The sequence below is a fragment of the Promicromonospora sp. NPDC060271 genome (assembly GCF_042726755.1).
Taxonomy (GTDB): domain Bacteria; phylum Actinomycetota; class Actinomycetes; order Actinomycetales; family Cellulomonadaceae; genus Promicromonospora.
In genome coordinates, this window is sequence record NZ_JBHXBG010000156.1 from 1 (window position 1) to 12,564 (window position 12,564).

Annotated in this window: 9 protein-coding genes; all 9 read left to right on the forward strand. The window is 73.0% G+C overall.

Annotation, left to right across the window (positions count from 1 at the left end):
* On the forward strand, positions 1-183 hold a 183-nt coding region (locus tag ACFWE2_RS20175; protein WP_377225994.1), incomplete at its 5' end, for a WXG100 family type VII secretion target.
* Between the two features lie 4 nt (positions 184-187).
* The gene (locus ACFWE2_RS20180; protein WP_377225995.1) at positions 188-469 is read left to right on the forward strand and encodes a hypothetical protein; all 282 of its coding nucleotides are present in this window, start codon (positions 188-190) and stop codon (positions 467-469) included.
* Positions 470-497: 28 nt separating this feature from the next.
* A complete protein-coding gene (locus ACFWE2_RS20185; protein WP_377225996.1) occupies positions 498-1,772 on the forward strand; it encodes a hypothetical protein in 1,275 nt (424 codons plus the stop codon).
* Positions 1,773-1,788: 16 nt separating this feature from the next.
* A complete protein-coding gene (locus tag ACFWE2_RS20190) occupies positions 1,789-2,445 on the forward strand; it encodes a hypothetical protein (RefSeq protein WP_377225997.1) in 657 nt (218 codons plus the stop codon).
* Positions 2,442-3,176, forward strand: a complete 735-nt coding sequence (locus ACFWE2_RS20195; protein WP_377225998.1) for a hypothetical protein — start codon at positions 2,442-2,444, stop codon at positions 3,174-3,176. Before ACFWE2_RS20190 ends, ACFWE2_RS20195 begins: the two co-directional genes overlap by 4 nt.
* Positions 3,177-3,293: 117 nt before the next feature.
* A complete protein-coding gene (locus tag ACFWE2_RS20200) occupies positions 3,294-4,934 on the forward strand; it encodes a LysM peptidoglycan-binding domain-containing protein (RefSeq protein ID WP_377225999.1) in 1,641 nt (546 codons plus the stop codon).
* A complete protein-coding gene (locus ACFWE2_RS20205; RefSeq protein ID WP_377226000.1) occupies positions 4,927-6,765 on the forward strand; it encodes a discoidin domain-containing protein in 1,839 nt (612 codons plus the stop codon). Before ACFWE2_RS20200 ends, ACFWE2_RS20205 begins: the two co-directional genes overlap by 8 nt.
* Before the next feature lies 1 nt (position 6,766).
* The gene (locus ACFWE2_RS20210; protein ID WP_377226001.1) at positions 6,767-11,218 is read left to right on the forward strand and encodes an FtsK/SpoIIIE domain-containing protein; all 4,452 of its coding nucleotides are present in this window, start codon (positions 6,767-6,769) and stop codon (positions 11,216-11,218) included.
* A gap of 78 nt (positions 11,219-11,296) precedes the next feature.
* Complete coding sequence (locus ACFWE2_RS20215; protein WP_377226002.1) at positions 11,297-12,364, forward strand: hypothetical protein; 1,068 nt, start codon at positions 11,297-11,299, stop codon at positions 12,362-12,364.
* The last annotated feature ends 200 nt before the right edge of the window (positions 12,365-12,564 follow it).

The following is a 12,564-nucleotide window of genomic DNA, read 5'->3' on the forward strand; positions in this document are numbered from 1 at the left end:
CTGGTGCAGGACGGCTACGTGACGGACAAGTCCTCCAAGCGGTTCGACGAGTCGTACAAGGAGCTCGACAAGGGTGGCAAGCAGGTCATGGAGGGCCTCACGGGCATCGGCGAGTACCTGAAGCAGGCCGCCGAGGCGCTCCGCAAGACCGATGAAGAGCTCGCCAACGCGCTGAACAAGTAGTCCCGTGCCTGACCTGGTAGTCACCTCGATCGCGGTCGACGACGCGGCCACGCAGCTCAAGTCCGTCGTCGACGAGCTCGAGAACATGAAGGAGCTGTGGGACGGCGGCGACATCTGGGGCCACCGCACGGTGAAGAACGCCATGGGCGACTTCGTCGACAGCTGGTGGGTCAAGCGAGAGAAGCTCCAGGAAAACCTCAAGGACCTCCAGAGCAAGATGGAGAAGGCCGCCGAGACCTGGAACGACACCGAGATCGAGCTGGCGAAGTCGCTCGAGAGCGAGTAGAGCCTCAAGTGGACAGAAGGAAGACTCGATGAGCGCCGCCCGCGTGGGTGAATGGCACCTGCTGGACTACGACGACGACCCTGTGCCGGCCGAGGCGTCCGGTCTGGACGCGGTGATCAAGCACTACAAAGAGATCGCCGAGATGATGACCACGCAGGCGGCGCTCCTCAAGAAGATCGGCGACGGCGACGAGACCCTGCTCAAGGGCGAGTCGGCCGATGCGATGCGCGGGCGGGCCGAGGAGAGCCACGAGCACCTGGCGGCCGCCGCGGGTCGCTACGACGACGTGCGGGCCGCGCTGGAGGCGTACCGGCCGGAGCTGGAGACCGCGCGCTCGGAGACGGGCAAGGCCCTGGCGAAGGCCGAGGACGCGGCCGCCGCCCAGAAGGGCGCCGAGGGCATGCCGGACCCGGTGAACGCGAACCGGCCGGACGACGCGCCGCCGCTCACCGAGGAGGAGAAGCAGGCCTCCCAGAACCGGGCGAGCAAGATCGAGGGCGCCAAGGGCGAGCTCGCGGCGGCCAAGGCCATCGCCGTGGCGGCGATGTCGGCGCTCGACGCCGCCGCCGAGCGAGCGGCGGCCAAGATCAGGGAGAACTGGGGCGACGACGGGCTCAAGCACAGTGGCTGGGAGGCCTTCGTGCACGGGTTCAACAAGTTCCTCAAGGGGCTGGTCGAGATCCTCGGCTACATAGGGATGGCCCTGGCGGTGCTGGCCATCCTCCTACCAGGGGTCGGAGCTCTCGCGCTGGCCGGCCTGATCGTCGGGGTCGTGAGCCTGGTCGCCTCGATAGTGCTCGCCGCCCAGGGCGAGGCGAGCTGGATGGGCGTCATCCTCGGCGTCATCGGCGTCGCGGCCGCCGGGGTGGGGATGGTGGTGGCGAAGTCGATCGGGGCGTCCATCAAGGCGGCGCAGGGTGCCGTGCTCGCAGGCAAGGGCGGCGCGGGCTCGTTCATCGGCACCGCGGGCGGCCTGATCATCAAGCCTCTGGCGATCCACAAGATCTCGATCATGATCACGTCGAAGCTCCCCGGCTGGGCGTCGATCGTGGCACCGATCAAGACCTGGTCGCTGAGCGGGGCCCTCGGTCTCGGCGGGCTCAGGGAGCTCAGCCTCCTCGGGCTCTGGGGCGCCAACTTCACCATCAAGCCCTGGGTCTATGTCGCCGGTCCCGGCGCCATGCTGTCGGGCCTGATCAGCGGCCTCTGGGGGGCTGTGCCGCCGACGAGCTTCCCCGGCGAGGACCGCAGGGGCGACTGGAGCGCGCCGACCGACTACGAGTACAACCACCTCACGACCTGAGCCGGGAGCCGATCCATTGCGTGCGACGACGAGACCGAGCTGGACCTGGACCATCGAGCCACCGGACGGCTGGCTCGTGGTGCCCTCCACCGCCACCGAGCCGGCCGAGGCGGTGCGGGCGTGGGAGAGCGAGGTCGTCGAGGCCCTGCTGGGGTCGTTCCTCCCGGAGGAGGCGACGGGTCCGGACGGGTCCGGCCCCGATGCCGGCCAGGTCGCGATGGTGCGCGGCTCGCTCGCGCAGACCGTCGGGAGCCTGGTGACGTTCGCGGACGAGGCGGCGACCGAGGGCGCACGGGCCATGGCCGGTGTCGGCCTGCTGGACCGCGGCCCGGTGCCCGTGCTGGTCACCGTCGGCATGGGCGACCCGGACGAGTCGGACGACGTGTTCCTGACGGTGCTGGGGGCCAAGGGGGGCAACCCGGTGAGCCCGCCCGTCATCGAGTATCCCGACCTGCCCGACGGCGACGGCATCAAGGTCACCCGGGTGGACATCGACGAGGCGACGGGCGGCGCCTGGGTGAGCGTGGCGGTCGGCCGGCGCACAGAGTTCCCGGACGGCGTGGTGGACACGGCCCTGGTCTGGCGCAGCCAGGACCTCGTCCTCGTCCCCACGATCCTCGACGTGATCGTCGACCTGCTTCCCGCCGTCAAGATCATCCGGAGCCCACTGTGAGCGACCACCCCGCGAGCGGCCACACCGCCGGCGACCACCCGGCGAGCGGCCACCCGGCAGGTCCGGCCGAGCAGGCCGGCAAGCCGACCGATGCCTGGGTCATGCTCCTGCCGCCGGGGTGGGCCCGGTTCCCGACGGGCGAGGGTCGCCAGCGAGAGCTGGACGAGGCGATCGAGCAGGTCGTCGCGCGGGCGCTGCCGGACACCATGCCTCGCGACAAGGTCGAGCCGTTCCGGCACATGCTCCGCGACGAGCTGCACAAGACCCTCGGCCAGGCGCGCGACGCCGGCACGGGGGCGGTCTACCTGCCGACCGAGCCCATGGAGGGCGTGATCGTCCCCGGCTCGATCGCGGAGATCGAGACGGTCAGCGACGTCGGCACCGATCCCGCGCGGATCGTGACCAGCATTCTCAGCGACGGGTACGAGGAGAGCGAGCTCGTCGAGATCGACGGCCGCCCCGGCATCCGCGTGGTGCACACCGAGCACGGCGTCAAGCGCGACGACCTGGAGCTGTCGACCCGGCAGGTGCTGTACGCGATCTCGCGTGACGAGACCGACGGCGAGTGGCTGGTGCTGTCCTTCACCACGATCTGGAACAGCGAGAACACCGAGCGGCTGGCCGAGGCGATGGTGTTCTTCTTCGACGCCGTGATGTCCACCTTCCGGTGGGCCGGTCCCGGCGCGAACCCCCTGAACCTGCCGGAGCGGAGCGTCCCTGGCTCGGCCTGAGCCCGGTCCGACCTACGCGCGCGCCTGCCGCGCGAGCCCTGCCGCACGAACCCCGCCGCATGAACCCCGCCGCACGAACCAACTGACTGACGCGACACACCTGAAGACGGAGCAACCGTGCATTACGCCCATCGCGCCGCCGCGGCACTCGCTGCCGCCGCCCTGTTCCTGACCGCCGTCGCGGTACCCGCCGCGACAGCCGCACCGCCCGCCGCCCGCCAGGTCGTCGGGGGTACCGGCCTCGCCGCGGACGAGAGTGCCGCGGACGAGAGCAAGGGCGAGCAGGTCAAGTACTACGTCATGAAGTCCAGCCCGGACGGGGAGCCGGAGTTCCTCTTCCAGATCGCCCAGCGGTACCTGGGCGACGGCAACCGGTACACGGAGATCTTCGAGCTGAACAAGGGCCGCGTCCAGCCCGACGGCGGCACCCTGACCGACCCGGCCGCCGTGCTCCCGGGCTGGGTGATGCAGCTGCCGGACGACGCAGAGGGCGAGGGCATCGAGGTCGGCGTGCTGCCGGCCGGACCGGCGGGTGGCGGGTCGTCGGCGGACCCGTCGTCGGACGGCTCGGCCGCGCCGTCGGTGCCCTACTACGTGGTCGGCAAGACGCGGAAGGGCGAGACCGAGTACCTGTACCTGATCGCCGAGCGGTTCCTGGGCGACGGCGAGCGGGCACGGGAGATCTTCAAGCTGAACAAGGGGCGCGTCCAGCCGGACGGCGGCGTGCTCACCGACCGGGACCAGATCGAGGTGGGCTGGGTGCTCCAGCTTCCCGAGGACGCCAAGGGCAAGGCGGTGCAGCACGGCCCGCTCCCCGGACCCACCGCCGAGCCGAGCGCCTCGGCGTCGAGCACTGCCGCAGGCGCGGCCGCGGGGGCGCAGGCCGCCGCGAGCCCGTCCTGGGTGGTGCTCGTCCTGATCGGCCTCGGGGTCCTCGCGCTGGTGGGCGCCGTCGGGTTCGGCGTCGTGCTCGTGGCCCGGCGGCTGCGCGGCCGCGAGGAACCGTTCGACGACAGCCTGCTGCGTACCGACACGTCGGCGTCGTGGATGGTGGACCGGGCGCTGCGCGTGCTGCTCGCCTCGTGCGAGCGGGAGGGCATCGAGGTGCCCGGCGTGACCGGCGTGTTCATCGAGGGCGGCGCCATGCGGCTGCGGCTGGCGAGCCCGGCCTCCCCGGCGCCGGACCCGTGGGTGGCGAACGACGACGGCCAGAGCTGGACCGCACCGCTCGCCCGGCTGCAGTCGGCGCCCGCCAGCGAGGCCTCGACGGCGCAGTTCGCGCGGCTGGTCACCCTCGGCATGGCGGAGACCGGCCGGGTCCTCGTCGACTTCGTCCGGGCCAGGGGCGTGATCAGCCTGGACGGCCCCACCCGGGCGCGGCACGAGGTGCTGCGCCGCTGGCTGGGTGAGCTGACGGGCAACCCGTGGTCGAACGATCCCCGCGTGGTGATGGTCGGCAACGGCCTGCCGCAGGCGGAGCAGGCCGAGTACCTGTCGGCGATCGAGCAGGTGATCCCGGAGCTCGGCGTCGGTGACGGCGGCGTGCTGGTGCTGTCGCAGGCGCCGTCCGTCACGCAGCAGGACCTCCTGGCGGCCCGGTTCGCCGACCCGCGCTTCACCTGGGTCGTGATCGTGCTCGGCGAGTCGAGCTCGGCCAAGTGGCGCATCCGGGCCGGCGACGACGGCTGGCTGCGCAGCGGGTTCCTCCCCGACGTCCGCTACACCGAGCAGACGGCTGTGAGGCGGGCCGGTGAGTGACCGCCGAGGTACCAGAACGGCACGTGCCGCGACGACCGTGGTGCTGACGGCGCTCGCGGCGTCGGCCCTGGCGACGGTGCCCGTCCTTCCGGCCCGGGCGGCCGAGGAGGTGGTCCTGGTCTCGCAGGGCAGGCCCGCCGTGGCGTCCTCGCTCGAGAAGCCCGAGTTCCTCGCGCGCAACGCGGTGGACGGTAATCCGGAGACCCGCTGGTCCAGCGGCTTCAGCGACCCGCAGTGGCTGCGGATCGACCTGGGCCGGTCCACCGTCGTCCACCGGGTCGAGATCGACTGGGAGGTCTCGCACTCGACCGGCTACTCGATCCAGCTCTCCGACGACGGCGAGACGTGGGAGACGCACTGGTTCGGGGCGGGCGACGGCGGCCAGGACGTGCACGACATCCTTGGCGAGGGCCGGTACGTGCAGATGTACTCCACCCAGCGGAGCGGTACGGCAGGCAACTCGATCTGGGAGCTGCGCATCTACGGCGAGCCCGAGAAGAAGGCGGCGGCCCCGGCACAGCCGGCGAGCCCGAAGCCGGAGCCGAGTGCCGAGGCGAGTGCGCGGCCGAGCGCCACGCCCGAGGCGTCGCCGAGCGCGTCGCCCGAGGCGTCGCCCGTGCCGAGCCGCAGCGGGCCGCCGGGATCCGTCCTGTACTACGTCATCGGGACGGAGCCGGACGGGAGCGTCGAGAAGCTCAACGACATCTCCGAGCGGTTCCTCGGGGACCGCGACCGGTGGCCCGAGATCGCCGAGCTGACCGAGGGGCACCGGCAGCCCGACGGCGAGTACATGACCGACCCGAGGAAGCCGAAGCCCGGCTGGGTGCTCAAGATGCCCAAGGACGCCACGGGCAAGGGGCTGCGGTTCGGTCCGCTCCCGGGCTACGAGCCGGCCTCGCCGTCGCCGTCGGCCACGCCCGAGGCGTCGCCGAGCCCCGTCGACGTGTCGGACGCCGAGGCGGCGAGCAGCTCCGTCCCGTGGCCCACGATCGCCTGGGCCGGGACGGCCGTGCTGGTGCTCGGCCCGCTGGCCGGCCTCGTGGTCTGGCTCGTGCGGCGGCGCAGGCGGCACGAACCGTTCGACGACAGCCTGCTGCGCACCGACACGTCGGCCGCATGGACCGTCGACCGGGCGCTGCGGGTGCTGATGGCGGCCTGCGAGCGCGACGGGCTGGAGGTGCCAGGCACGACCGGCGTGTTCATCGAGGGCAGCTCGCTGCGGCTCCGGCTGACCAACCCGGCGTCGCCCGCCCCGCAGCCGTGGACCGTGAGCGAGGACGGGCAGAGCTGGTCCGCGCCGCTGGCGAAGCTCCAGTCGGGCGCGGCGTCGGAGGGTTCGACGGCGCGGTTCGCCCGGCTGGTGAACCTGGGGATGGGGGAGACGGGCCGGGTGCTCGTGAACTTCTCGGTCGCGAGGGGTGTGATCAGCCTGGACGGCCCCACCCGGGTGCGGCACGAGGTGCTGCGCCGGTGGCTCGGCGAGCTGACCGGCAACCCGTGGTCGAACGAACCGCGCGTCGTGATGGTCGGCAACGGTTTGCCGCAGCCCGAGCAGGTCGAGCACCTGGCCGGGATCGAGCAGGTGCTGCCGGAGCTGGAGGTGGGCGACGGCGGGGTGCTGGTGCTGTCGCAGGCGCCGTCCCCCGCGCAGCAGGACATGCTCGCGGCCCGGTTCGCGAGCCCGGACTTCACCTGGGTGGTGATCGTGCTGGGCCAGTCCCCGTCGGCGAGGTGGCGGTTCACCGCCGGCGACGACGGCTGGTTGCGCAGCGGGTTCCTGCCCGACGTGCGCTTCGACGAGCAGACCGCCGTGCGGCGGGGAGGCGAATGACATGCGGGCACTGATCACCGCGCGGCACGGGGCGCGTGAGGCGCTCCTGTCCCTCGACCTGGACGAACGCACCAGCACCGCGGACCTGGCCGAGCGCCTGGCCGCCGAGGTCGGTGCGCCGAGGGGCAGCACGATGTACGTCGACGGCCGGCGCGTGTGGGACGGCGGCGTGCCGGACGGTTCGGTACAGGACGGTCCGGGGTCGGACGGTACGGTGCCGGGCGGCGGCGGCCCGGCCGCCGGGGTGCTCGTCGCGGCGTCGGGCATCCGGGACGGCGCCGTCGTCACGTTCGGTGAGCCGGACCGGCACAGCGGTGTCCTCGGCGGTCCGGTCGACCTGTGCGTCACGGGTGGTGCGGGCGCCGGCTCGGTGGTCCGGCTCGGCGTCGGCGAGTCGGTGCTGCAGGTGGGACCGGACGGTCGGGTCCGGGTGGACGAGCCGCGCGAGGGCGGGCGGCCCGCGGTGGTGGTCGTCGTCGCGCTGGACGGCGGGGTGCGCGTGCGCCGTCTGCCGGACCCGCGGTCCGCCGCCCACGTGCTCCACCTGGACCGGCTGGACGAGCCGCTGGGTGAGGACGAGGCGCCGTGGGCGGCCGGTACGCAGCTCCGGATCGACCCGAGCGTGCTGACGGTCCAGCCGGCCACGCGGCCCGACGCCGACCTGCGTCCCGCCAAGGAGCCGGGCCACCTGGACTACAACCGGCCGCCGCGGCTGCTGCCGCCCATGCCCGCCACGCACTTCCGCCTGCCCGCCGAGCCGACCGCGCCCGCGCGGAACCCGCTGCCGTGGCTCGGCATGGCCATGCCCGCCGTGCTGGGCATCGTGATGGCGATCGTGTTCCGGTCGCCCTTCTACCTCATGTTCGCGCTGGCCTCGCCGCTGATGGGCTGGGGCAACTGGTGGATGTCCAAGCGCAACGGCGTGATCACGCACAAGGAGCGCCTCAAGCAGCACGCGGAGGAGCGCGCGGCCCTGGAGGAGGAGGTGCTGGACGCCGTCCGCCGCGAGCAGCACCGGCGGCGGGTCTCCAGCCCGGGCGCCGCCGAGCTGCGTCTCATCGCGACCACGCCGACGCGCAGGCTCTGGGAGCGTCGCAGCACCGACGGGGACCACCTCACGGTGCGGCTCGGGCTCGCGGACGCGACCAGCCGGGTCGAGGTCGAGGACAGCGCCGAGCCCGAGCACCGCCGCAGGACCCGCGCGACCGTGCGCTCCGTGCCGGTCACGGTGCCGCTGAAGGAGGCAGGGGTGGTCGGCCTGGCCGGCCCGGGGGACTGGCCGCGCCGTCGGGCACGCTGGATGGTGGGCCAGCTCGGTGTGCTGCAGAGCCCGCGCGACGTCCAGGTCTACGTGCTGACCAGCTCCGAGCACGTGCGGGACTGGGCGTGGGCGGCCTGGCTGCCGCACGTGCGCCCGTCGTTCGGCCAGGAGGCCGTTGCCCTGATCGGGACCACCACTGACACGCTGTCGGCCCGCGTCGCCGAGGTGAACTCGCTGATCACGCAGCGCCGCGCCGCCATGGAGGGGTCGAGCAACAAGGTCATGTCCGGCCCGCAGGTGGTCGTGGTGCTCGACGGCGCCCGCCGGCTGCGCGCGCTGCCCGGCGTCGTCTCCATCCTGCGCGACGGGCCCGGCGTCGGCGTGAGCGTCGTCTGCCTGGACGGCGACGAGCAGCTCCTGCCGGAGGAGTGCACGGTCGTGGCGCTCGCGCGCGTGGACGGCGGCATGACGCTGCGCAGGCAGGACGCCGACGACCTGCGGTCCGTGCTGGTCGACGAGGTCCAGGACGACTGGTACGAGCCCGTCGCCCGCGCCGTCGCAGCGGTGCACGACGTGACGGCCACCGAGGGCGAGGGGCTCATCCCCGACTCGGCGCGCCTCGTCGAGGTGCTCGGCATCGAGGAGGTCGACGCCGAGCAGATGGTGGCCCGGTGGCGCATGATCGACAGCGGTGGCAAGGGAAGCACCGGCGCCGTCGTCGGCGTGTCGCTCGACGGGCCGTTCACGCTCGACATGGTGCGCGACGGGCCGCACGCCCTGGTGGGCGGCACCACCGGTTCGGGCAAGTCTGAGTTCCTGCAGACCGTCGTCGCGTCGCTCGCCGTGGTGAACACGCCCGAGACCATGAACTTCGTGCTCGTCGACTACAAGGGCGGCGCCGCGTTCAGCCAGTGCGAGCAGCTTCCGCACACGGTCGGCATGGTCACGGACCTCGACTCCCACCTCGTGGAACGAGCGCTCGACTCGCTGCGCGCCGAGCTCACCTTCCGGGAGCACGTGCTGGCCGCCGCCGGGGCCAAAGACCTGGAGGACTACCTCGACGCCCAGGGGCGGGGCTACGTCGGACCCACCCTGCCGCGCCTGATGATCGTCATCGACGAGTTCGCGTCCATGGTGCGCGAGCTGCCCGACTTCGTCACCGGCCTGGTCAACATCGCCCAGCGCGGCCGCTCGCTCGGCATCCACCTGATCCTGGCCACGCAGCGCCCGTCCGGCGTCATCTCCCCGGAGATCCGCGCCAACACGAACCTGCGCATCGCCCTGCGCATGACCGACAAGAGCGAGTCCAAGGACGTCATCGACGCGAACGAGGCGGCGGACATCGCCAAGTCGCAGCCCGGCCGGGCCTACGCCCGGCTCGGGAGCACGTCGCTGATCCCCTTCCAGTCCGCCCGCGTGGGCGGACGGCGGCTGTCGCTGTCCGACCTCGGGCAGGTCGAGGCCCCGTTCGTCGCGCGCGTGTCGGTGGCCGACCTCGGTGCCCCGCCGCCGAGCCGACCCCGCGTGAAGCGGCAGGAGAACGTCGAGACCGACCTCGCCGCACTCGTCGAGACCCTGCGCGAGACCGCCAGGCTGGGCGGGTGGCCGGCGCCGCGCCGGCCGTGGCTGCCTGCGCTCCCGGACCTGCTGTCCCTCGACACGCTCGTTCAGCCGACGGCGTCCTCGCAGTTCGCGTGGGCGCTCGAGGACTCACCGGCGGACCAGCGCCAGGGTCCCGCCCTGATCGACCTCGACGACTTCGGGCACCGGTACGTGATCGGCGCCCCGGGCAGCGGCCGTTCGACGACGCTGCGCACCATGGCGTTCGCCGCCGCGCAGGGCATGTCCGTCGCCGACCTGCACCTGTACGCGCTCGACTGCGGCAACGGCGCGCTGACGGTCCTGAACGAGCTGCCGCACACGGGCGCCGTCGTGCAGCGCGGGCAGGCCGAGCGGGCCAAGCGGCTGCTCACGCGCCTGCAGGCCGAGCTGGGGCGCCGCCAGCAGGTGCTCGCGGCAGGCAACTTCGCCAGCGTCACGGAACAGCGTGAGCTCGCCGACCCGGGGACCGCGCTGCCCCGCGTGCTCGTGCTGATCGACCGCTGGGAGAGCTTCATGAGCACCTACGGCGAGATCGACAGCGGCAAGCTCGTCGAGATCGTCCAGGAGCTGCTGCGCGACGGCGCGAGCGCGGGCATCCACCTCCTGGTCGCCGGCGACCGCAGCCTGCTCTCCAGCCGGATGAGCGTGCTGACCGACGACTCCCTCGTGCTGCGGCTGACCGACCGGTTCGACTACGGGATGGTCGGCATCAACCACAAGAAGCTGCCCGAGGAGATCCTGCCCGGGCGGGCGTTCCGGTCGGGCAGCGGGCTCGAGGTGCAGGTGGCGATCCTCGGCGACGACCCGTCGGGCCGCGCCCAGACGGGCGCCGCCCGCCGCATGGCGGCAGAGATCCGGGAGCGCTCGCAGGTCGCGCCGGGGACGGGGCCGTTCCGCGTGGACGACCTGCCCTCGACGATCACCGTGGACGCGGCCTACCAGTACGTCGGCCCGGAGGCGGCCCAGCCGATGTGGGCGCTGCTCGGCGTCGGCGGCGACGACCTGACGGCGTTCGGCATGGACCTGGCCGGGGACGCACCGGCGTTCCTCGTGGGCGGTCCGTCCAAGTCGGGTCGGTCCACGATGCTCGCGGTCATGACCGAGTCGCTGCTGCGCGGCGGTACCCAGGTGGTGATCCTCGCGCCACGGCCGAGCGTCCTGCGCGACTTCGAGGGCCGGGACGGCGTGCGCGCCGTGCTCACCGGCGCGGAGGTCACGGAGGAGGACCTCGCCCCGCACCTCGACCCGGACGGTTCCCCGGTGGTGCTGGTCGTGGACGACGGCGAGCTCGTGGCCGACGCGCCCGCGAAGACGTGGCTCCGGGCCTACCTGCGGACGGCCGCGGACAACCGGCGCGGCCTGATCCTCGGCGGCGACGCGTCCGAGGTGGCGGGCGGCTTCTCCGGCTGGCAGGTCGACGTCAAGAAGAGCCGGCGAGGCGCGCTGCTCAGCCCGCAGGACCGGTTCGACGGCGACCTGGTGGGCGCGAGCCTGCCGCGTTCCGCGGTGTCGACCCAGGTCGCTCCCGGCAAGGCGCTGGTGCACCTCGGGTCGGGAGAGCTGATGACGGTGCTGGTGCCGACGTTGTAGGGGGCGGGGCGCGCGGGGTCCGCGCCGGATGGGCGTGGCGGTCGCGCGCGTCGTCCGTCGTCGTGCCACCGTAGACGTGTGCCAGCGGACGATCAGTTCGATCTCGACACCGCCGTCGACGCCCTCTACGCGCGGCCTCTCGACGAGTTCGTCGCCGCGCGCGACGCCGCCGTCCGCCAGGCGACGGACAGCGGCGACCGCCTGGGCGCCGCGCGGGTCAAGCGACTGCGGAAACCGTCGGTCGCCGCGTGGGTGATCAACCAGGTCGCGCGGGAGCACCCTGACGAGATCGGGGCGCTCGGGGAGCTCGGCGACGAGCTGCGTGCCGCTACGCAGGACCGGGACCGTGCCCGCATCCGGGCGCTGGACCACCTGCGGCGTGAGCGCACCGACGCACTGGTCCGGGCCGTCCGCGAGGCGGGCGAGGTGGGCGGACGGTCCGTATCGGCCGCCGTGCTCGACCGGATGACCGAGACGCTGACCGCTGCCGTCATGGATCCGGACGCCGCGGCGGTGGTCCGTGCGGGACGCCTCTCCCGGGCACTGCAGCACGTCGGGTTCGGGATCGTGGACGAGGAGGGCGAGGAGGCCGAGCTCGTCGAGCTGCGTCCCGCGACGTCGGAGGGCGGGCCGTCGGAGGGCGGGCCGTTGGAGGATGCGGGAGGACCGGAGGACGAGGGACCGTCGAGGTCGGCGGGACGGTCGAGAGCGGCTGGTCCGTCGAAAGGAGCTGGACGGCCGAAGGCTGCCGGGGCGCCGGACGAGACTGGGCGGTCCGAGCCGAAGGAGACGCCGGCCGCCGACAAGACCGACCCTGCGGAGGCGGACCTGGTCGCAGCGGAGCAGGAGGTCGAGGAGACCTCCGCTCGGGTCGACGAGCTGGAGGCGCGCCGCGACGAGATTCGCGAGCGGCTTCGCGCCGCGGACGCGGTGATCGAGCGCGGAGAAGGCGAGGTCGAGCGTCTCGACGCCGAGCTGGAGCGGCTCACCGCCGAGCGGGACGCGGCGAACGAGGCCCTCGACGACGCTCGAGAGACGGCCGACGAGGCGCGCACCGACCTGGCGGCCCTCGAGGACGAGCTCGACGACGCCGTGGAGCGCGCCGCCGAAGCCCGCCGCAGGCGCCGGGCGGCCCGTGGGCGGTAGACCTCGCGGGCTCGGGCGGGCCGATCCGACCCGGGCCTGGTGTCCCGCGTCTGAAGCTCGCCGTGCACGTTGTGTGCCGCGAGATCGGTCACTTGCACGCGGCGTGAAGTGAGTTCGGTCGGTTGCCCTGAGATCGGTCGGTTGATTGACCCAGTGCCAGCGCTGTGCCGCCGGTGGCGACGATCTGCACTTCGATGTGC